The sequence below is a fragment of the Hymenobacter armeniacus genome (assembly GCF_014699055.1).
Classification (GTDB): Bacteria; Bacteroidota; Bacteroidia; order Cytophagales; family Hymenobacteraceae; genus Hymenobacter; species Hymenobacter armeniacus.
The window spans coordinates 124397-143527 of record NZ_JACXAC010000004.1; the positions used below are offsets into that span (position 1 = coordinate 124397).

20 protein-coding genes are annotated in these 19131 nt (G+C 65.0%); 8 read left to right on the plus strand and 12 right to left on the minus strand.

Annotated features, from left to right (window positions below):
* Positions 1-48: 48 nt before the first annotated feature.
* Positions 49-861, minus strand: coding sequence for a TerC family protein (locus IC234_RS12020; RefSeq protein WP_317173372.1), 813 nt, complete (start codon positions 859-861; stop codon positions 49-51).
* 110 nt (positions 862-971) lie between these two features.
* Positions 972-1871 (minus strand): alpha/beta fold hydrolase, encoded by a 900-nt coding sequence (locus IC234_RS12025; protein ID WP_190924882.1) that lies wholly within the window; start codon positions 1869-1871, stop codon positions 972-974.
* A gap of 114 nt (positions 1872-1985) precedes the next feature.
* On the opposite strand from IC234_RS12025, the gene IC234_RS12030 reads away from it, so the two are divergent.
* The 4 genes from IC234_RS12030 to IC234_RS12045 all read left to right on the plus strand — a co-directional run bounded on the left by IC234_RS12030 (position 1986) and on the right by IC234_RS12045 (position 5732).
* Positions 1986-2729, plus strand: a complete 744-nt coding sequence (locus IC234_RS12030; protein WP_190924884.1) for a DUF3891 family protein — start codon at positions 1986-1988, stop codon at positions 2727-2729.
* A 91-nt stretch (positions 2730-2820) separates the two neighbouring features.
* The gene (locus tag IC234_RS12035) at positions 2821-3792 is read left to right on the plus strand and encodes a YihY/virulence factor BrkB family protein (RefSeq protein WP_190924886.1); all 972 of its coding nucleotides are present in this window, start codon (positions 2821-2823) and stop codon (positions 3790-3792) included.
* A 74-nt stretch (positions 3793-3866) separates the two neighbouring features.
* The gene (locus IC234_RS12040; protein WP_190924888.1) at positions 3867-4868 is read left to right on the plus strand and encodes a hypothetical protein; all 1002 of its coding nucleotides are present in this window, start codon (positions 3867-3869) and stop codon (positions 4866-4868) included.
* Positions 4869-4988: 120 nt separating this feature from the next.
* Positions 4989-5732, plus strand: a complete 744-nt coding sequence (locus IC234_RS12045; RefSeq protein ID WP_190924890.1) for a hypothetical protein — start codon at positions 4989-4991, stop codon at positions 5730-5732.
* Between the two features lie 94 nt (positions 5733-5826).
* On the opposite strand, the gene rlmN is transcribed toward IC234_RS12045, so the two are convergent.
* The 3 genes from rlmN to IC234_RS12060 form a co-directional block, all read right to left on the minus strand.
* Positions 5827-6912 (minus strand): 23S rRNA (adenine(2503)-C(2))-methyltransferase RlmN, encoded by a 1086-nt coding sequence (gene rlmN / locus IC234_RS12050; protein WP_190924892.1) that lies wholly within the window; start codon positions 6910-6912, stop codon positions 5827-5829.
* A 96-nt stretch (positions 6913-7008) separates the two neighbouring features.
* Positions 7009-7866, minus strand: coding sequence for an energy transducer TonB (locus tag IC234_RS12055; protein WP_190924894.1), 858 nt, complete (start codon positions 7864-7866; stop codon positions 7009-7011).
* A 41-nt stretch (positions 7867-7907) separates the two neighbouring features.
* Complete coding sequence (locus IC234_RS12060; RefSeq protein ID WP_190924896.1) at positions 7908-8348, minus strand: thioesterase family protein; 441 nt, start codon at positions 8346-8348, stop codon at positions 7908-7910.
* 22 nt (positions 8349-8370) lie between these two features.
* Between IC234_RS12060 and mnmD the strand changes: the two genes are divergently transcribed.
* The 4 genes from mnmD to IC234_RS12080 are packed head-to-tail and all read left to right on the plus strand — an operon-like array spanning position 8371 to position 11281.
* Positions 8371-9111 (plus strand): tRNA (5-methylaminomethyl-2-thiouridine)(34)-methyltransferase MnmD, encoded by a 741-nt coding sequence (gene mnmD, locus IC234_RS12065; RefSeq protein WP_190924898.1) that lies wholly within the window; start codon positions 8371-8373, stop codon positions 9109-9111.
* A gap of 39 nt (positions 9112-9150) precedes the next feature.
* Positions 9151-9447, plus strand: coding sequence for a hypothetical protein (locus tag IC234_RS12070; protein ID WP_190924900.1), 297 nt, complete (start codon positions 9151-9153; stop codon positions 9445-9447).
* On the plus strand, positions 9437-10699 hold the full coding sequence (locus IC234_RS12075) for a DUF2157 domain-containing protein (protein WP_190924903.1): 1263 nt from the start codon (positions 9437-9439) through the stop codon (positions 10697-10699). Before IC234_RS12070 ends, IC234_RS12075 begins: the two co-directional genes overlap by 11 nt.
* Positions 10700-10720: 21 nt before the next feature.
* Positions 10721-11281: a GDYXXLXY domain-containing protein gene (locus IC234_RS12080; protein ID WP_190924906.1), complete on the plus strand. Its 561-nt coding sequence runs from the start codon at positions 10721-10723 to the stop codon at positions 11279-11281.
* A gap of 220 nt (positions 11282-11501) precedes the next feature.
* Here IC234_RS12080 and IC234_RS12085 read toward each other — a convergent pair whose 3' ends face one another.
* From IC234_RS12085 to IC234_RS12115, 7 genes are all read right to left on the minus strand, one after another.
* The gene (locus IC234_RS12085) at positions 11502-12332 is read right to left on the minus strand and encodes an energy transducer TonB (RefSeq protein ID WP_223827651.1); all 831 of its coding nucleotides are present in this window, start codon (positions 12330-12332) and stop codon (positions 11502-11504) included.
* The gene (locus IC234_RS12090) at positions 12329-12850 is read right to left on the minus strand and encodes an ExbD/TolR family protein (protein WP_190924908.1); all 522 of its coding nucleotides are present in this window, start codon (positions 12848-12850) and stop codon (positions 12329-12331) included. The genes IC234_RS12085 and IC234_RS12090 overlap by 4 nt, the downstream gene beginning before the upstream one ends.
* Positions 12851-13007: 157 nt before the next feature.
* Positions 13008-13604, minus strand: a complete 597-nt coding sequence (locus IC234_RS12095) for a 5-formyltetrahydrofolate cyclo-ligase (protein ID WP_190924910.1) — start codon at positions 13602-13604, stop codon at positions 13008-13010.
* Between the two features lie 34 nt (positions 13605-13638).
* A complete protein-coding gene (locus IC234_RS12100; protein WP_190924913.1) occupies positions 13639-14577 on the minus strand; it encodes a carboxypeptidase-like regulatory domain-containing protein in 939 nt (312 codons plus the stop codon).
* A gap of 77 nt (positions 14578-14654) precedes the next feature.
* Positions 14655-16256 (minus strand): bacillithiol biosynthesis cysteine-adding enzyme BshC, encoded by a 1602-nt coding sequence (gene bshC / locus IC234_RS12105; protein ID WP_190924915.1) that lies wholly within the window; start codon positions 16254-16256, stop codon positions 14655-14657.
* A 218-nt stretch (positions 16257-16474) separates the two neighbouring features.
* Complete coding sequence (gene rimO / locus IC234_RS12110) at positions 16475-17788, minus strand: 30S ribosomal protein S12 methylthiotransferase RimO (RefSeq protein ID WP_190924917.1); 1314 nt, start codon at positions 17786-17788, stop codon at positions 16475-16477.
* 129 nt (positions 17789-17917) lie between these two features.
* On the minus strand, positions 17918-19078 hold the full coding sequence (locus tag IC234_RS12115) for an acyltransferase family protein (RefSeq protein ID WP_190924919.1): 1161 nt from the start codon (positions 19076-19078) through the stop codon (positions 17918-17920).
* Positions 19079-19131: the final 53 nt, after the last annotated feature.

The following is a 19131-nucleotide window of genomic DNA, read 5'->3' on the forward strand; positions in this document are numbered from 1 at the left end:
AGATTCCTGAGCGGACGCTGGGCTTTCGCGTTTTGCCAGGGGCAGCGGCTACGCTTGCCGGCGAAGGTTCTCCGCGGCTTTGGCTTCGGCCAGGCGGTTGCCGCCGGGGCGCTGGGGCACGTTGAAGAGCAGCGACGTGGCCCACGGCACCAGGAAGCAGGCTACCGTGAGAACGGTCAGGGCCACATCGGCGGCTTCGCTTTCCAGGGCTTCGCTCACGGGGTGGCCGGGCAGGAAGTGGCTCGCCAGCGAGAGCATGAGCTTGAGGCCCAGCAGGGCAATGACCACGAAGGCCGCCGTTTCCAGAAACGGGTACTTGCCCATGAGCAGCACAAAAGCCTGCGCCACCAGCCGCATGGCCAGAATGCCGATGAACACGCCCACGCAAATCAGAATCAGGTTGTCGGTGAAGGCCACCACGGCAAACACGTTGTCGATGCTGAAGGCCAGGTCCATCAGCTCAATGAGCGCCACCGTGGCCCAGAATTTCCCGAACAGGCCCAGCGTGTTGCGGTAAAACCAGCTTTTCTCTTTGTTGATGGCTTCGGCGTCGTCGTGCGCGGGCCGGGCCTTGAAGTGCCCATACGCCAGGTACAGCAGGTAGAGCCCGCCCAGCGGCTTCAAAAACCAGAACTGGATGAGAAACGAGGCAAACACGATGCACACACCCCGAAACACATACGCCCCAATGATGCCGTAGCGCAGGGCCTTGTGCCGCTGCTCCTTGGGCAAGTCGCCCACCATGGTGGCCAGCACCGCCGCATTATCCACCGAAAGTAGGCTTTCGATGATAACCAGGTTGCCCACGATGGCCAGCGAGGCCAGCGGGTTGTTGAGGATTTGCTCGAGGTAATGGTTCACGGCGGAGAAGCTAGGGAACTTGGGTAACGAGGCGGCAAGTGGAAAGATGCCCGGCGGGCAATGAGCACAAAAGAACGTCATGCCGCGCGCCGCGCCGCACGAAGTGCTTGCTAAGTGGCGGCACCCAGCAGTTCCGCCATCTCCTCCACTATCGCCTTCCAATTCTCCAGATACAGCATGTGGCCCTGCCCGGGCAGTAGGCGCACCGGCGCGTGGCCCAGCCGCCGGGCCAGATACGGAATGTTGCCGGGCGCCCACACGCCATCGGCGTCGCCGTGCCAGAGGCGCACGGGGGCGCGCACGTCTTCGATGCGGAAGCCGGGTGGGCGGCACCACGCTTGCGCGTCGTCGTACACGCCGCGGCCGTGGTGGGCGAAGCCGGCCACGGCCGCATCGCGCAGCAGGGCCCGAAAATGAGTGGTCACGCGCGCTTCTTCCGAAAACATGAGGCGGATAAACCAGTCGATGGTGCGGTCGGGGTGGCGCCGCCATTGCCGGCTGAGCCAGAGAAACGTCGTTCTGTTCAGCCACGGAAAGCCGATTTGGCCCCAGCGCAGGAATTTCCACAGGGGCGAAAGGTGGCGGTAGGCCGCGGGCTCGCCCAGCGGCAGGCAGGTGCTGAGCAGCTGCCCGGCCGCCACCCGTGCCGGGTGCCGCGCCGCCAGCGCCAGCGCGTGCACTCCGCCCACCGACCAGCCCATCACGCCCACCGGCCCGCGGATTTCCAGCGCCTCGAGCATGGCCGCCACGTCGTCGGCAAACGAGGGAAACGTGAGCCGCCGGTACACGCTCGACTGGCCCACGCCGGGACGGTCGGGCGCCAGAATCTGCAGTTGCAGCCGCGCCAGCAGCGCCGCATCGTCGGGCAGCTCCAGCCCCGAGGAGCCGAAGCCGTGGTGAAACACCACCGGTCGGTGGGCGGGGTCGCCGTAGCGCGTCAGGCCCAGGCGGCGGCCGTCGGGCAGGCCGATGGTGAGGGGCGTGGGGCGGCCGGCGGTGGGGGAGGGCATGGCTGCTGGTACGGACAGCGGGGGCAGCAGTTGGGGAGGGCTGACTGCCGGGGCCGCAACCCAGCTGTGGCCTTTGCAGTTGTAAGGAGCCGGGCTAGTTCGCCTTTTTCATCTATGATAGTCAACTCCACGCCCGCCGGCTGGCAAATCATCTACCAACAAGCCCACGCCCTGCTGGCCATGCAGCTGGCCTGGCACTGGCCGCCCACCCTGCCGCCCGACCGCTGGGTGGGCCTGCTGGCCGCCATCGCGCAGCACGACGACGAGCAGGACGCCTGGCGCGGGCGCGGCGGCCACCACGGCCTCACGGCCGCCGGGGCACCGGCCAACTTCACCCACAAGCCGTTCTCGCTGGAACAGGCCGCCGGGGTGCTGGCTGCTGCCCGCTTTCAGGGGCGCTGGCGCAGCCTGCTCACCAGCCTGCACCTGAGCTGCCTCTACGAGGGCCTGCGGGGCCAGTCCGATGAAATAACGTCGTTCCTCGACTACCTCAAGGCGCGCCAGCAGGAGTGGCGGCGCGGCCTCAAGCTCACCAAGGCCGAGGCCCAGCAGGCCTACGACCTGCTGCACTGGTGCGACCGGCTGTCGCTCATTCTCTGCCGGCACGAAATCCCGGAAATGGGGCGGGCCGTGGAAATCCACCACGGCCCCGACGGCCGCCGCTACGACCTGCGCCAGCCCCACGGGCCCGACGGCCCGGTGCACATCGAGCCCTGGCCTTTCGCGGCGCCCGAACTTGAAGTGAGCGTGGAAGCCAGCGTGCTCACGCAACTGCAGTTCCGCGACGATGCCGAGCTGGCCGCCGCCCTGCGCGCGGCCCCCATCGAAACGCTACGCTGGACCCTGCGTCGCGCCTGACGGGCCTGCTAAGCTCGGCCGCACGCCGGGCGGCGCCATAACGCGGCCCGGCTGCCGCCGTAAGAGGAGCTCGTTTCATCCCCATTGCAGCATGGCTTCGCACTATAAATTCACCGACGTCGTGGCGGTTCTGAAGTCTTCCGCTTCGGAGTTCAGCAACAACAACTCGTTTCGGCACGCGGCGGCGCTGTCGTACTACACCATCTTTTCGCTGCCGCCGCTGCTGCTCATCGTCATCACGGTGGCCAGCGCGGCCTACGGCGGCGAGGCCCTGACGGGTCAGATTTACGGGCAGCTGAAGGGGCTGGTGGGCGCCGACTCGGCCAAGTTTCTGCAGGACAGCATTGCCAAGTTCACCGTGCAACAGCGGGGGCCGGTGGCCACCACCATTGGCATTGCCACGCTCATTTTTGCGGCCACCACCTTCTTTGTCACGCTGCAGGAAAGCATCAACGACATCTGGAACCTGAAGGTGAAAACCACCGGCATCGGCATCGGGGCGTTTCTGAAGCAGCGGTTTCTGTCGTTCGGGCTTATTCTGAGCGTGGCGCTGCTGCTGCTCATTTCGTTTGTGATAAGCGCCGTGCTGAGCGCCTTCACGGGCTGGCTGCAGCAGCAGATTCCGGCCGTGGGCGTGGTCGTCATTCGGCTGGTCGATTTCGTGCTGTCGCTGGGCGTCACCACGCTGCTGTTTGCCCTCATCTACCGGTTTTTGCCCGATGCCGTCATTCGCTGGCGCGACGTGGGCGTGGGGGCCTTCATCACGGCGCTGCTCTTCGTGATTGGTAAGTTTCTCATTGCCTACTACATCGCCAAGTCGAACCCCGGCTCGGCGTTTGGGGCGGCGGGCTCGGCCATTGTGCTGCTGCTGTGGGTCAACTACTCGTCGCTCATCATCTTCTTCGGGGCCGAGTTCACGCAGGAGTTTGCCGACGCCTTTGGGCAGAAAGTGCAGCCCAAGGCCCACGCCGTGCGCGTGCGCCTCGAAGAAATTGCCCCCGGCGAGTCGGACGAGGAAAAGGCCACCGGCCGGCCCCGCTCCACGGGCAGCTGGAAATCGTAGGGAGGGGCGCGCCGGGGCATGCAACCGGTTGGCCGGGGGCGTGCATCTTTGCCGCGCCACATCTCCCTCCGCTCATGCCGAAATTCTCCGCCTGCCTGCTGGCCGCGTGCCTGCTCGGTGCCCCACTGGCCGCCCTGCGCGCCCAAACCCCCGTGCCGGCCCCGCCGACCTTGCCCTCGGGGCCTCCTGCGCCGGGGCCGGCGGCTGCGCCCGCGCCCGCCCCGGCCACTGGCCAGCCCGAGCTAGTGGGGCGCACGTACAGCGTGGAACTGGTGTCGGGCAACACGTTTGTGGGCGTGCTGCGCAGCAGCGGCGCGCAGGAACTGGAGTTTCAAACCCAGGACCTGGGCGTGGTGCGGGTGCAGCGCGCCACCCTCAAGCGGCTGGCGCTGCTGTCGGAGGCGCAAGCCCGGCGGGGCTACGACGACGTGGGCAACGGCAACCGCCTGTTTTTTGCCCCCACGGCCCGCAACCTGCGCAAAGGCGAGGGCTACGTGCAAAACCTGGAGCTCTTTCTGCTGAGCGTGAACTACGGCGTGACCGATAACTTCTCGATTGGCGCCCTGGGCAGCCTCATCCCCGAGGCGGGCAGCTTCAATTTTATCGGCCTCACGCCCAAAGTGAGCTTTCCGGTGGCCGAAAACGTGCGGTTGGGCGCCGGTGGCCTGCTCCTCCTGAACCGGGACGGCGCCTTTGGCATCACCTACGCCAACGGCACCTACGGCGGCCCCGACAACAACCTGACCCTGGGCGTGGGCTACGCGTATTCCGGCACCGATGGCTTTTACAGCACGCCCGTATTTGTGCTGGGTGGGGCCACGCGCGTGAGCCGGCGCATCTCGCTCATGAACGAAACCTACCTCGTGCGCAGCAACTTTGGCGACGGCGTTGCCACCGGGGTGTTCGGCATTGCCGGGCTGCGCTATGCTACGTCGCGCATTGGGGGGGGGCTGGGCCTGGCCTACGTCTATGCCAACTACCGGGACACGAGCAGCGGCAATACCCGCTTTGGCTACGACAACGGCACGGCCTACCCGTTTGGCGAGGTCACGGTGCGCTTCGGGAAAATAAAGTAGCGCGCCGGTATTTTACGGCCTCAATCAGCCAAACCAAGCCCGTCTTATTGTAGGTTTGTGGCCCTTTCCTGGTGTTCGCGTTGGTACAAAGCGGTGGGCACTCTTTACGCCCCTGCCTGCATGAAGCACTTTTCTACCCTCGCCTTACTCCTCATCGGCCTGCTGCTGGCCGCCCGCCCCGCCGCCGCCCAAACCGCCGCGGCCGACACCGTGCCCGGCCAGGCCCGCTTTGTGAGCCGGGTGGCGGCCACGCTCTGCACCCGCATTCAGGAGTCGGGCCGCACCACAAAGTTTGAAAGCCTGACCCCCAAGCAGGCCGACGACCTTCTGATGCGCCTCATGATGACGAGCATGAGCGAGCAATCCACCGAATACGCCGCCCTGCTGGCCGCGGCCCGCCGCCAGAAACTCAGCAGCGACAAGCTCGGGCGCGCCGTGGGCTTGGGCGCCGTGAAGCAGCTCAGCGTGAGCTGCCCCAGCTCCATGAGCTTGTTTGTGCGCACCTCCTCGGCCCAAAAGGAGATGGGCGAAAGCGGGGCAAAGGCCCTCAACGACGTTTCGGCCGAAGAAAAGGCGGTGATACAGCCCCTGGTCGATTCCATCTGCGTCAAGCTGCGGGCCGAAGATGCCCGCCGCCCGCTTCAGCAGCGCACGGCCGCCGAGCGCACCGAATTGATAACCACCGTTATGCAGGGCACCATTGTTAAAAACATGACCCCGCTGATGAGCATCTATTCCATGGAGCAGCTCAGCAACAAGGACAGCATGCGGGCCTTCGGCATCAAGCTGGCCGGCATCATGATGACGCAGTGCCCCAGCTACATCATCATGCTGGGCGAAGACGCGAAAAAGGGCAAGCCTTAACGGGAAGTTCCGCAGCCTGCACGCTGTGCTAAGCCCGTAAAAAAGCCCGGACGTGAAGCACGTCCGGGCTTTTTCGTGTGGCAACGGCGGCGGGCTATTGCGCCGCTTCGGCCTTTTCCTCTTTCACCGCCAGCTGCCCGCAGGCGGCGTCGATGTCTTTGCCGCGCGAGCGGCGGATGTTGGTTTGCACGCCGCGGTCGGCCAGGAACTTGTGGAAAGCCGTGATTTTGTCGGCCTCGGCGTTCTGGTAGCTGGCGTTTTCGATGGGGTTGTATTCAATCAAATTTACCTTGCAGGGCAGCCACTTCGCGATTTTCAGCAGCTCGGCGGCGTCGTCCAGCCCGTCGTTGAAGCCGTCGAACACGATGTACTCGTAGGTGACTTTGCGGCCGGTTTTCTGGTGGTAGTACTGCAGGGCCTCCTTCAGCGCGGCCAGGGAGTTGGCCTCGTTGATGGGCATGATTTCGTTGCGCTTGGCATCGGTGGGGGCGTGCAGCGAGAGGGCCAGGTTGGCCTTCACGTCGTCGTCGGCCAGCTTTTTAATCATCTTGGCGATGCCGGCGGTGCTGATGGTGATGCGGCGCGGGGCCATGTTCAGGCCGTCGGGCGCGGTGATGCGGCGCACGCTTTCCACCACGTTGGCGTAGTTGAGCAGGGGCTCGCCCATGCCCATGTACACGATGTTGGTGAGCGGCGTGCCGTACTGGGCCTCGCACTGCTCCCGAATGCGCACCACCTGGTCGTAAATCTCGGCCGCGTCGAGGTTGCGCTTGCGGTCCATGTAGCCGGTGGCGCAAAACTTACAGGTGAGCGAACAGCCCACCTGCGAGCTGATGCAGGCCGTCATCCGCGTATCGTGCGGAATGAGCACGCCCTCCACCACGTTGCCATCATACAGCTTAAAGGCCGATTTGATGGTGCCGTCGTTCGAGAGCTGCTTGTTCTGCACCGTCACGCCGTTTATCACGAAGTGGTTGGCCAGCAGCTCGCGCGTGGCCACCGAGATGTTGTTCATCTCCTCAAACGTGGCGGCGGTGTTTTTCCACAGCCATTCCAGCACCTGCTTGGCGCGGAAGGGCTTCTCGCCGTGCTCCACCATGAAGGCCTTGAGCTCGTCGGGCGAGGTTTTGCGGATGTCACGCTTTTTGATGACGGGGGCGAGGGGCAGTTCCAGTAACATAGTGCAAAAATACAACCCCTCAGGGCGTTGAGTTCCGAAAACCGATAAATGGGCGCGAATGCCATGTAAAAACGTGGCACCGCGCCCCTGGCCGGCCTAATTGCCGGGCGCCAGCAGCGTTAGTTGCAGGCGCATAGCCACGCGCTTGCCGTTGGCATAGGCCGGCGCCACGCGGGGCAAGTTCCGGGCTGCGCGGCCCAGCAGCTCCAGGCAGGCCGGTGGCAGCTCTTCTTCCTCCTGAATGGCCACGGCATCGCCGTATTCGGCCCGCAGGGCTTCGTAGTCTTTGGGGTCGTGCGTCACGCGCTGCACGTCATACAGCGTGCCGCCCGGCCCCACGGTGACGAGAATGCCCAGGTTGGTTTTGGGCACGAAGCAGCCGCTTTCGCCCCGCAGCCGCAGGTATTCTGCGTTCAGGTCGTTGGCCAGCCCGCGGTAGCCCAGTATGCCCTGGTAAATGGGCATTTGTTCCACGGCCGTGTACAGGCGCAGCGAGTCGGCGGCGGGCACCGGGCGTTTGCTGCGCGCCAGTTTCGAGAGTCCGTCGAGCTGGAAGGTAATGGGCGCGGTGAGCACGCACGCCACCGGCTTGCCAAATTGCACGCCGGGCGACAGCTGCGGCAATTGCCGCACGGCCCGCACCACGGCCGAGTCGGTTTGGGCTTCCAGGCTACGGGTTATTTTCACCCGGCCCACGCGGCCGTCGGGGGCCACCACAAAACTCACCTCGCTCTGGCCCTGAATGCCGTAGCGCAGCGCCTGCATCGGGTACTTCACGCGCAGCTGAATGGCCCGCACCAGGCCGGGCTGCCCGCCGCCTTCTGGCATTTCGGGGGTTCTGAACGAAATATTGGGCCGTTCCGGCGTTGCGGAAACGGTTTGCGCCAGTGCGGCCGGGGCAAACGTTATTGTCCCCAGGCCAACCCCTAGGAAAAGCGCAATGGTAGTGGTCATTCGATAAAAAAGCAGCTAGCGTGTAAGCCCGCAAAGGTACCTCACGCCAGCGGCCCTGCGTGCACCTGCGCGGCCAGCGCCTCGGGCAGCAGGCGCAGCTTGCGCACGTTGTAATCGAAGCAGAGCATGCCAGTTTTGGCGCGGGCTATTTCCTTGCCGGCCTGGTTGTGCACGTGATACACCACGTCGAAGCCGTACTTGCTGGCGTCGGCGGCAGCTATCTGGAAGTGCAGCACGTCGCCGTGGAAGGCCTCGCCCTTGTACTCCACGGCTGCATCCACCATGATGAGGCCGAGCTTGCTCACGGGGTCGTAGTCGTTTTCGAGGCCCAGCGAGCGCAGAAACTGCACCCGCGCCTCGTGCAGCAGGCCCAGCAGCGCATCGTTGCCGAGGTGGCCGCCGTAGTTGAGGTCGGTGATGCGCACGGGTATCTCGGTGCGGAAGGAGAAGGCATCGGGCAAGGCTACTTTTACGCGGGCCATGGCTTTTAATGAAGAATGAGCGATGAAGAACGAAGAATTGACGGACGAGCCAAAGGTAGAAGTGCGGCGCACCGCCGATGGCTCGGCCACGCTTTACGTACCGGCCCTGGACGAGCATTACCACTCGCGCCACGGGGCCCGGCAGGAGTCGGAACACGTGTTCATCGAGGCCGGGCTGGTGCCCCTGCTGGAAGCCGGCCTGGGCGGGCCCTGCGCCCGGCCGCTGCACCTGCTCGAAGTGGGCCTGGGCACCGGCCTGAACGCCCTGCTGACCCTGCGCCGCGCCCAGGCCGCCGGCGCCGCCGTGGCCTACGACGCCCTCGAAACCGTGCCGCTGCCCGCCGCCGTGGTGGCCGAATTGTCCCAGAAATGGGCCGCCGAAGCCCCCGATTCCGTGGCCTTGCTGCAACGGCTGCACGCCGCGCCCTGGGCCGCGGCCTACCCGCTGTCGCCGCACTTCATCCTCACCAAGCTGCCTGAGGCATTGGAGGAGGCGCAATTGCCCGCCGGCTACTACGACCTCATTTATTTCGACGCCTTCGCCCCCGAAAAACAGCCCGAGCTGTGGACGGAAGCCATTTTCGCGCAGCTCTACGCCGCTGCCGCGCCCGGCGCGGTGCTGGTGAGCTACTGCGCCCAGGGCCAGTTCCGGCGCAACCTGCGGGCCGCCGGCTGGCAGACCGAAAAGCTGCCCGGCCCACCCGGCAAGCGCGAGATGACGCGGGCCCGCAAGGAAGCGGAAGCCGAAAAGCCTGCGCGATAAAGGCAAAACACGCCGTTACCTTTCTACTTGGCTCTTGCTATGCCCGCCGATTCCACGCTTGAAATTTATTGCCCCCGCTGCCGCTGGGCCCCCGACGGCGGGGCGCATTGGCAGTGCCATTGCGGCTGCATCTGGAACACGTTTGATACCACGGCCGTGTGCCCGCAGTGCCGGTACCGACACCGCGACACCCAGTGCCCGACTTACCCCGGCGGCTGCGGCGCGTCCTCGCCCCACCCCGACTGGTACCACGGGCTGGATGAAACCGTAGCGCAACTCGTGGAGCAGGCGCTCACCGCGCCGGTTAGCGTATGTTGCACTTCCAATGAGTCGTAAATTTCTCGAAAACGAAAGCCCCGGCTGGGTGGCCGACGGGCTCATCAGCGAAGCGCAGCGGCAGCAGCTGCTGGCCCGCTACCCGCCCGAGGCACAGGCCGTGGGCCTGCTGCCCCTGCTGGGCAGCGTGCTGGTGGGCCTGAGCGCCCTGAGCGTGGTGGCCGCCAACTGGCAGGGCCTGCCGGCGGTGCTGCGGGTGGCGCTGCTGCTGGGCAGCTTGCTGGGGGCCTACGGCGCCGGCGCCTACTTTCTGCGGCGGGGCAATGCCGACCTGGGCCACGGCCTCATCGGGCTGGGGCTCATCGTGTTTGGCGCCAGCATCATCCTCGTCAGCCAGCTATATCAATTGGTGGGCTACGACGTGAGCGGGCTGCTGGCCTGGGTGGTGGCCGGCGTGGCCCTCAGCTACGTGTACGGCTCGCGGCTGCTGGTGCTGCTCACGGTGGTGATTGGGGCGGCCGTGCAAACCTACTGCGTGCAGGTGCTGGGCAGCTTCAGCTATGCCACGGCGGCGCTGGTTGCGGTCGGCCTGGGCTACTACTGGTGGCGGCGGCCCGCCGTGGTGAGCAGCACGGTGCTGGCCACCGGCCTGCTGTGGCAAGCCGGCCTGCTGGTAATTGTGCTGCACGCCAAAATCACCTGGTTTTTTGTGCCGGCCATGGCCATCTACGCGGCCGGCGACTGGCAGGCCAGCCGCAGCGGTGCCCGCGCCTTGCAGGGCCCGCCGCTGGTGGCGGCCTACCTGTTCATGGTTGGGCTGGCCACTTTTGGCGAAACCGATACCTACGCCAACGTGCTGCGGCCCCCGCTGCTGCCGTATCTGCTGTCGTTGGGGGCGGTGTTTGCCATTTCGGTGGTCGGCAAGCGGGCGCGCGGCCGCTTCGACACGCTGCTGGACTGGCTGTTGCTGCTGCCGGGGTTTTACTTGCCGGGCGGACTGCCGCTGGCGGTGGCCACGCTGGTGGTGCTGTACGCCCACGCCGGCTCGGTGCTGGCGCGGGCCCACCGGCAGCAGGATTCCGACCAGCTCACCGTCGGCGCGGTGCTGTTTGTGGTGGCCACGGCCGTGGCCTACTTCAAGCTGACCTGGGCTTTTCTAGACAAGTCGTTGTTCTTCCTGCTGGGCGGTGTGCTGCTGCTCGGCCTGAGCTGGTACCTGCGCCGCCGCAACGCCCAAACCCTGGCCGCCGCCCCGCCGCCCGCCCAACCTGCAGCATCGAAAGGCGCCGATGAGGCAACGCAACCGTCCTAACTCAACCCTCAACCTTCCCCAATGCCCGACCTGCTGACCTGGGCTTCGGACCCGGCGCGCCGCCGGCCGCTGCTGCGCCTATTGGTGGCCGCGCAGGTGCTCTACGTGCTGGGCGTGGCCGGCGCCGGCTACGCCACCACGGCGCTTGGCCAGCACATCGTGCTGGCCACCACCCCCGTCGACCCGCGCGACTTGCTCTACGGCGACTTTGTGCGCCTGCGCTACGCCATCAGTGAAGCGCCCCTGAGCCAGTGGCGCGGCGAAACGCCGCCGCGGCGCCGGCAGGGCGTGTTCCTGCTGCTGGCCACCGGGCCCGATAGCCTGAGCACTACCGTTGGCGTCTATCCCAAAGCCCCCACGGCCGGCCCTAGCCAGGCCGTGCTCCGCGCCTGGGTCACCGATGTGTACCGAAACTCCCTGGCCCTGCGCTTCAACCTGGAGCGCTACTACGTGCCCGAAGGCAGCGGCCTGCGCCTCGAAAAAGCCGGCCGCCGGCACCCGCTGCGCGTGCACGTCAGCATTGCGCCCTGGGGCCAGGCCCGCATTGCCCGGGTGGAGGATGCGGGGGCGGGGCGGAAATAGGCATTGGGCGATGGCAGTCTGTCATTGCGAGGCCGCAGGCCGTGGCAACCGAAGGTCAGCGGAGCTAATCCGTCCTGTTTTCAGCCACCAGCTTCGAGACGTGATACACCCAAACGCAAAGCCCCGGCACTGCGCAGTGCCGGGGCGATTCACATTCAAAAGGTGGTTGCTGAGAACAGAACGGATTGCCGCACTACGCTCGCAATGACAGGCGCCGCGTCTACTGAATTTTAAACGTCACGGGCACGGTGAAGGACACGCTCACTTCGCGGCCATTCTGCCTGCCGGGAATGAACTTGGGCAGCGCTTTGATGGCCCGCATGGCTTCCTCATCCAGTCCGTAGCCGAGGCCGCGCACGATTTTCACGTCCGTCACCTCGCCCTTGGGGTTCACCGTGAAGCTGGCGTACACCTTGCCTTCGATGCCGTTGCTGAGGGCCGGGCCGGGGTAGCGGGCCGATTTTTGAATGGCCGCCACGATGGCGGCCTGTCCGCCGCCGCCGGGCAGTTCCGGCATTTGCTCTACCGATACGTAGACCTTGGTATCCACGGCATCGCCCACGGTTTTGGGGCCTTCCACGGCTTCCAGCGGCTCTTCCAGCACGCCGGGGTCGTCTTTGCCTTCCACGGTCACGGTGGAGATGCGCGCGTTTTGCAGCGCGGTTTGGTCGGGCACCTCCTCGGTCACCTGCGGGTCGGGCGCCACCACGGGCGGCGTGAAGCGGATGGACGGCAGCACCGTGCGCGCCGGCGGCGGGGCGGGCTGCGTTTCCACGGGCGGCGGGGGCAGCACTTTGGGGTCCAGCGGTGGGGCCATCAGCACATGGCCGTCGTCGAGTTTGGGGGCTGCCACGGGCGTCCGGTCCTTCAGCCACTGCGCGGCCAGCGGAAACACCAGCAGCAGCGCAAAAATGGCGGTGGCAATGACCAGCGCCCGCGTCACGTGGCGTTGGTAGAGGGCGCGAAGCTGGTAGGCGCCGTACAGGCGGTTGCGACCATCGAACACGATGTCGTCGAGGCTGGCCGTGGCCAGCTGCGTATTGGTCATCATAAGGTTGCGGTTTTAAGGAGGGTGAGGTCGTCGGGGGTGATGTTCACCAGCGCGTATTTCTTCTGGTTCGTGATGCTCATCTCGTCCAGAATGTCAATCATGTCCTGGTATTTGGAGTCGTCGCCGGGCTTGATGAGCACCGTGAGGCCGCCCCGCTGCTGGCGGCTGAGCAGCACCCGCCGGATGCCGTCGGCGGCGAAGGTGGTCGTGTGCAGCTCGGCCGCGGGCACGGAGGCATCGCGCGGCGCATTCAGCCCGAAGAAGTAGTGCACCTTATGCCCCTTGCCCAGAATGATGGTGAGGGCGCCCGACTCTTTGGTGGCTATTTCCGGCCCCTTCGCCGGCATCGTGAGCTCCAGGTTGTAGGGCTTGGCGAAGGTGGTGGTGAGCATGAAAAACGTGAGCAGCAGAAACGCCAGGTCCACCATCGGCGTCATGTCGATACGGGTCGACATCTTCTTGGCTCGTCGCTTGCCGGCTTTGTTGGGCCCGGCGCTTTGGGGTTGGATGTCGGCCATGGGTTCTCTCCTTTTGAGGTGATGGATGCCCGGCCAACGCAGCGCGCTAGTTGCTTATTGTGAGGAATTTATAGGTAAAATATAAATTTTAGGAAGCATACCAGAACCTGATTATTGGCGTTTTATCAAGTTGTCCGGTAAGTAGTGGCGGCCCTCCTCAAAACCGCCACACCCGGCCCGGCGTGATGCAGGCCGTGAGCGGCACGTCGGTGGGCAGCACATCGGTCAGGGCCGGCACGGGCGCCTCGTCCAGCACGCTCAGCCCGATGAACTGCGTGCCCGGCCGGCACTGGGCCAAAAACCGGTCGTAGAAGCCGCCGCCGTAGCCCACGCGGTGCCCCGCCGTGTCCACGGCCAGTAGCGGCACCAGCACGGCGTCCAGCACGGCCGGAAGCACCTCCGGCGCGGTGTCGGGGTCGGGCACCGGTTCTTCAATTCCCCACTTGTTTTGGGTGAGCTGGGTGTCCGGGGTTAGCTCGTAGTGCCTCAGCGAGGTGCCATCGGCCTGCACCACGGGCACGGCCAGGCGCAGGGGCAATTCCTCGCTCCACACCCACTCCACAAAGCCCCAGGTATCGGGCTCGTTGCGCTTTTTCAGCGGCAGAAACAGGTGCAGCCACCGCCACTCCGCCACCGGAAACTGGCGGAACAGGTTCTCGCGCAGCTTGTCGCTGCGGCGCGCCACTTCGCCCGCGTCCAGCGCCAGGCGGCGGGCCAGGGCGGTGCGGCGCAGGTCGGCTTTGGTGGAGGACATCCCAAACATGGGCGGGGCAAGCGCCGGGAGGCAGTTAGTCCTGGGCCGTCACAAAGAAACTGATGCGCGGCTGCATGCCCAGCAGCAAGGCCCCAATCGAGGCGCGCTCCCAGGTTCCCTGGCTGGTGCTGCGCAGGTAGAGGTCGTTGTTGGCATAGCCCACGCCTATCGAAAACGCGAGGCCTTCCTGGGCGGCCAGCGCTTCGGCCTCGGTGCGGTGCACCTTGGTTGTTAAGGTGGTTGGGCCGGTCGGAGCGGTGGGGGCTTCGGCCGTCGGGTTGTTCGTTATCCATTCCACGGCCAGGAAAAAATCTTCGTCCACCACCAGGCGGTCGGCCGTTAAATCGACCGAAATCGTGCCCTTCGTGAGGTCGGAATGCACGATGAGGTCGCGGTTGGGCAGCTTGGTTTCGGTGGGCCGGCCCTTGGCGTCGAGGCGGTACAGATTGACGCGCAGCGCCAGTGGCCCGATTTTGTTGTAGGCCAGGTTAAAATTGGCCGTGAGCAGCCGCGTGGGCTTGTGTTTGAGGGAAATGACCGTGCCCATCTCGGAGCCCAGGTCCTTCGTTCGCAGGTTTAGGGTGGAGGCTTCGCTGTTGCCGGTGTTGCCCAGCGTCACGTTGCGCCGAAACAGGCTTTTGCCTTGCACCTGCACTTCCTGCAGGCTCACGCTCTCGGGCGCCAGCGCCACGTTGGGGTGCGCCCGCAAGGCCCGCAACGTGAGCAGCTGCGTCTGGTAGCCCACGCTCGACACGCGCACGGTGTCGTTGGCCAGCGCTTCGAGGAAGGCCAGTTGGTAAGTGCCTTGCTCCGTGCTCACGGTGCCCAGGTTCTTGCCCACCACGCCGATGTTGACGTAGGGCAGCCCCGCCCGCGTGGCCGCGTTGGTGATGGTGCCGCTGATGGGTTGGGCTGCGGCAGTGGCCGCGGGCAGCCAAAGGGCAAAAAGCAGGAAAAAGAACGAAGCGCGCATGGGGCAAAGGAAAGCACCGGCCAACGGGCCGGTGCCTGGTAGATGCCGCCGGCCGGGCCGGGGTTGCCTACGCGCTTTTATTCCTCCACCATCACCGTGAACTCCAGCGCTAGCGGCTCAAATGCCTCAATCAGTTGCCGGATGAAGCCGGGGTTGTTAATCAGAATGCTGAGCACGTTTTCGCTGCGCTCCTGCAAGCCCCCGCCGGGGAAGAGCTTGTCTTTGAGGGCCGCGAGCTGGGCGTAGGCGGTTTCGTGCTTGGCTTCGGCGGCTTTGCTGAGGCGTTTTTCGAGGCCCATGAGGCCGGCGGCGGCTTTCTGGGCTTCGGCGGCCACGGTTTTCACCAGGGTGGGGTCGAGGCGCTGGGCCAGGTCCTGCACCTGCTGGAAGGCGGCGGCCAGGGCCTGCTGCTGCTCCTTCAGGCTGATTTCTTCCTGGCCCAGGGCGGCGCCTACCTGCTTCTTGAGCTCCGGCAGCGGCCGGAAAATTTCGTGCGTGGTCAGGCCCAGCTTCTTGAGTTTGCCCGCGTTGGCGCGGCTGATGTACTCGGCCGAGTTGCGGGGCAGCACAATGGGGTAGGGCACGCCAAAGGCCGCAAACACGTCTTTCAGCTGGAACCAGTACGCCACCTCGGCCCCGCCGCCGATGTAGACGAGGTTGGGCAGCAGCATTTCCTGGTACACCGGCCGCAGCACCACGTTGGGGCTGAACTGCTCGGGGTGTGCCTTCGCCAGCTCCAGCAGTTCGGCCTGGCTGTGGCACGTGGCCGTGTTGCGGATGGTCACTTCCACGCAGTCGGCCCCGCCGGCGTCGGGCTCCAGGCGCTCGCGCTTGCCCTCGTCGGTGATGTAAAACAGGTTGATGGGCCGCGAATACACCTGCGGCTTGTAGCCCGCGGCGGTGAGGCGCGCGTTGGTGGCCTGCACCGCGGCGTTCGACACCTGCTCCCGGATTTCCTTTTCCAGCACCGGCACCAGGGCCTGCTTTAGGGCGGGGCGGTCGGCGTCCAGCGTCACCAGGCCAAACTCGCCAAATAGCGCATCGGCCAGTTTGCGGGTGGCCTGGGCCAGGTTCTTCGACTCAGCGTAGGCCTTGTGAAAAGCGGCCGGCACTTCGGGCGGCAGCTGGCTCAGCAGTTGCTCGGCCAGGCCGTCGAGCGGCAAGCGGCCCACCGGGCCGCCGGTGTTGGCCGCGTCCCAGGAATAGGTTTTGCCAAACAGCGAGAAGTGGTTGATTTCGGCGAAGTCGTGATCCTCGGTGGCCATCCAGTACACCGGCACGAAGTCGTATTGCGGGTACTTTTCCTTCAGCTGCCGGCTCAGCTTGATGGCCGACACAATCTTGTAAATAAAATACAGCGGCCCGGTGAGCAGGTTGAGCTGGTGGCCGGTGGTCACGGTGAAGGTGGTGGGCTCGGCCAGCAGCAGCAGGTTGTTTTCGATGGCCGGCTCGGGCTCGGGGGCGAAGCCGTATTGGTCGCGCAGGGCGGCCACCAGGCGCTTGCGGGCTTCGGGCGTGTAGCGGGCCTGTTTTTCTTCTATCTGCGCCGCAATGTTTTCCAGCGTTGGAAAGCGGTGGTAGAAGGGTGCCAGCGTGGGCTTCTCGGCCAGGTAATCGGTCAACAGGCCGGAGAAAGCGCCGGTTTCGGCGTAGGGCAGGGTGCTACAGGTGGTGGGCATGGGCGAAATACGAGCGGGGCCGGGTTCGGGGCGAACCCCTGCCAATGGCAAAAGTCCGCACAAAACCCGGCCCCGGCCGAAATGTTCCTTTATGGGTGGTTTGAACGGTGTAGAGACGCGACACTTCGCGTCTCCACGTTGAACGATAACGCGCAAACGACACCCACGCGGCGCGGGCGCCGAGACGCGAAGTGTCGCGTCTCTACAGTCGTTCCGGATTATACCAGGTGCCCGTACAGGTCAAAGTCCGACGCCGAATCAATCTTCACGTTGGCGAAATCTCCCAGGCGTACGAAGGTGTTTTTCTCCACCGGCACCAGCACTTCGTTGTCCACTTCGGGCGAGTCGAACTCGGTGCGGCCCACGAAATGGCCGCTTTCCTTACGGTCGAAGAGCACCTTATAGGTCTGGCCCACGCGGGCTTCGTTCAGTTCCATCGAAATGCCTTGCTGCAGCTCCATGATGGCGTCGGCGCGCTCCTGCTTCACTTCGGCCGGCACGTCGTCTACCAGGGTGTGCGAGTGCGTGTTTTCCTCGTGCGAGTACGTGAAGATGCCCAGGCGCTCGAAGCGCGTCTGCTCCACAAAATCATACATCTCCTGGAAGTCCCGTTCGGTTTCGCCGGGGTGGCCCGAAATGAGCGTGGTGCGCAGGGCAATGCCCGGCACGCGCTGCCGAATGGTGTCCACCAGCTCCACGGTGCGGCGCTTGGTGATGCCGCGGCGCATGGCTTTCAGCATGTTGTCGGAGCCGTGCTGCAAAGGCATGTCGAGGTACTTGCAGATGTTTTCGCGCTCGGCCATCACGTCCAGCGCCTCCAGCGGGAACTGCGAGGGGTAGGCGTACTGCAGGCGAATCCACTCGATGCCGTTCACGTCGGAGAGGTGGCGGAGCAGGTCGGCCAGCTTGCGCTCGCCGTAGGCCTGCAGGCCGTAGTAGGTCAGGTCCTGGGCAATGAGAATGAGCTCTTTGGTGCCCATGCCGGCCAGGCGCTTGGCTTCTTTCACCAGGTCCTCGATGGGCCGGTCCACGTGCTTGCCGCGCATCAGCGGAATGGCGCAGAACGAGCAGGGGCGGTTGCAGCCCTCCGCAATTTTGAAATAGGCGTAGTGTTTGGGCGTGGTGATGAGGCGTTCGCCGATGAGCTCGTGCTTGTAGTCGGCGTTCAGCACCTTCAGCATCTGGGGCAGCTCCAGGGTGCCGAAATAGGCGTCTACCTGCGGGATTTCCACTTCCAGCTCGTCCTTGTAGCGCTGCGAGAGGCAGCCCGTCACGTAGAGCTTTTCGAGGCGGCCGGCTTCCTTCTCATCGGCGTAGCGCAGAATGGTGTCGATGCTTTCCTGCTTGGCGTTGTCGATGAAGCCGCAGGTGTTGATGATGACGATGTTGGCGTCGGATTTCTCGGCCTCGTGCGTCACGTCAAAGTCGTTGGCTTGCAGCTGGCCCATCAGCACTTCGCTGTCCACCACGTTTTTGGAGCAGCCCAGGGTGATGACGTTTACTTTATTGGTGGTTTGATTTCTAACCTTCATGAATCACGGTTTTATCGAAACGCACGCCCCAAAGGCGGTTTTCGTAGGAGTAGCGTTCAGCCGATGCAAGCTGAAATAAGGCCTGATATAAAATGTGCCGGGGTGGGCAGTGTGGTTGCGACTACAAAATTACGACGTAGCCAGTCCCCGTCCGCCAGTCAGCACCGCATACACCCCTGGCACCGCCCAGCGCAGCAGTGCCCCCACGCCCACGCTCACGATGATGACCAGTAGCGGCAGCAGCAAATACGTGAGCACGTGCAGGTGGGGCAGCGGCCGGCCGTAGCGCAACACGAGTTCGGTGGCATAGTTCACAAAGGGCACGTGCAGCACGTAAATCATAAACGAAAAGCCCGTGAGCCAGCGGAACCAGCCACGCGCCATGCACCCGCGCACCAGCCCGTTCAGCCCGAACCAGGCCACGAGCATGCCGCTGATTTCGCCCACGCGGTGCAGCGCCAGCATGGTGAGCGCCACCGGCAGCGAAAACGGCGGCCCCACGTGGAAAGCCAGCCAGGTTTTCAGGGCCGCCGAGCCCAGCCACAGCCCGCCCAGCAGCCAAAGGCGCACCCACCGGGGGCGCGTCAGCACATCTTGGTTGCGCACGGCCAGCCACACGCCCAGCCCAAAAAACAGCAGCCCGTCGCCCTCCACCAGCGGCAGCGGCACCATGAAAAACCACAGCAGCGCCGCCACGCTGAAGTAAATGGCGGGCCGCCGCACTATGGCCGTGCGCAGCCACGGGTACGCCAGGTTGCACACCAGCAGGCTGCGCAAAAACCACAGCTGAAACGGCACCGGCACCAGCAGCCAGCGTTGCACCAGCTCGCCCACCGAGTACTGGCTCAGCAGCTGCCGGGGCCAGAAGGGGCTGATTTCGGCATCGACGACGGCCTGCTTGGTGACGGGGAATTGCTCCAATACCCACAGCACGCCCAGCCATATCAGGCTCCAGAGCAGAAAGGGCAGGCCCAGCGTGCGCAGCCGGCGCTTCACGCGCTGGGCGTGGGGTGCCGTGCCCTCGTGCCGCGCAAACAGGTAGCCCGAGATGGCAAACAGGATGGGAATGCGGAAGCGCAGCACGCCATTGGCCAGAAAATACTGCAGCCAAGTGCCCGCCGACAGCGGCTCCTGCACCGGCGTGAACGGCTGCAGGTAGCGCGGGTGCAGGTTGTAGGCGTGCACGTAAATGAGCAGCACCATGGCCATCAGCGACCAAAACCGCAGCTTCTGGCTCAGAAACGGGTCGAGAGGCGTGCGCGTAGCGGGCGTGGGGAGAGAAGGCGGCATACCGGAGCAGATGCAAAAAAGCGGGGAACGGTTGTCGTCAACCATTCCCCGCC

What these genes read in the sequence shown, in the direction of transcription:
- IC234_RS12025 (WP_190924882.1), bottom strand. Translation starts at nt 1,871, where the DNA reads ATGCCCTCCCCCACCGCCGGCCGCCCCACGCCCCTCACCATCGGCCTG.
- IC234_RS12030 (WP_190924884.1), top strand. Translation starts at nt 1,986, where the DNA reads ATGATAGTCAACTCCACGCCCGCCGGCTGGCAAATCATCTACCAACAA.
- IC234_RS12035 (WP_190924886.1), top strand. Translation starts at nt 2,821, where the DNA reads ATGGCTTCGCACTATAAATTCACCGACGTCGTGGCGGTTCTGAAGTCT.
- IC234_RS12040 (WP_190924888.1), top strand. Translation starts at nt 3,867, where the DNA reads ATGCCGAAATTCTCCGCCTGCCTGCTGGCCGCGTGCCTGCTCGGTGCC.
- IC234_RS12045 (WP_190924890.1), top strand. Translation starts at nt 4,989, where the DNA reads ATGAAGCACTTTTCTACCCTCGCCTTACTCCTCATCGGCCTGCTGCTG.
- rlmN (WP_190924892.1), bottom strand. Translation starts at nt 6,912, where the DNA reads ATGTTACTGGAACTGCCCCTCGCCCCCGTCATCAAAAAGCGTGACATC.
- IC234_RS12055 (WP_190924894.1), bottom strand. Translation starts at nt 7,866, where the DNA reads ATGACCACTACCATTGCGCTTTTCCTAGGGGTTGGCCTGGGGACAATA.
- IC234_RS12060 (WP_190924896.1), bottom strand. Translation starts at nt 8,348, where the DNA reads ATGGCCCGCGTAAAAGTAGCCTTGCCCGATGCCTTCTCCTTCCGCACC.
- mnmD (WP_190924898.1), top strand. Translation starts at nt 8,371, where the DNA reads ATGAAGAACGAAGAATTGACGGACGAGCCAAAGGTAGAAGTGCGGCGC.
- IC234_RS12070 (WP_190924900.1), top strand. Translation starts at nt 9,151, where the DNA reads ATGCCCGCCGATTCCACGCTTGAAATTTATTGCCCCCGCTGCCGCTGG.
- IC234_RS12075 (WP_190924903.1), top strand. Translation starts at nt 9,437, where the DNA reads ATGAGTCGTAAATTTCTCGAAAACGAAAGCCCCGGCTGGGTGGCCGAC.
- IC234_RS12080 (WP_190924906.1), top strand. Translation starts at nt 10,721, where the DNA reads ATGCCCGACCTGCTGACCTGGGCTTCGGACCCGGCGCGCCGCCGGCCG.
- IC234_RS12085 (WP_223827651.1), bottom strand. Translation starts at nt 12,332, where the DNA reads ATGATGACCAATACGCAGCTGGCCACGGCCAGCCTCGACGACATCGTG.
- IC234_RS12090 (WP_190924908.1), bottom strand. Translation starts at nt 12,850, where the DNA reads ATGGCCGACATCCAACCCCAAAGCGCCGGGCCCAACAAAGCCGGCAAG.
- IC234_RS12095 (WP_190924910.1), bottom strand. Translation starts at nt 13,604, where the DNA reads ATGTCCTCCACCAAAGCCGACCTGCGCCGCACCGCCCTGGCCCGCCGC.
- IC234_RS12100 (WP_190924913.1), bottom strand. Translation starts at nt 14,577, where the DNA reads ATGCGCGCTTCGTTCTTTTTCCTGCTTTTTGCCCTTTGGCTGCCCGCG.
- bshC (WP_190924915.1), bottom strand. Translation starts at nt 16,256, where the DNA reads ATGCCCACCACCTGTAGCACCCTGCCCTACGCCGAAACCGGCGCTTTC.
- rimO (WP_190924917.1), bottom strand. Translation starts at nt 17,788, where the DNA reads ATGAAGGTTAGAAATCAAACCACCAATAAAGTAAACGTCATCACCCTG.
- IC234_RS12115 (WP_190924919.1), bottom strand. Translation starts at nt 19,078, where the DNA reads ATGCCGCCTTCTCTCCCCACGCCCGCTACGCGCACGCCTCTCGACCCG.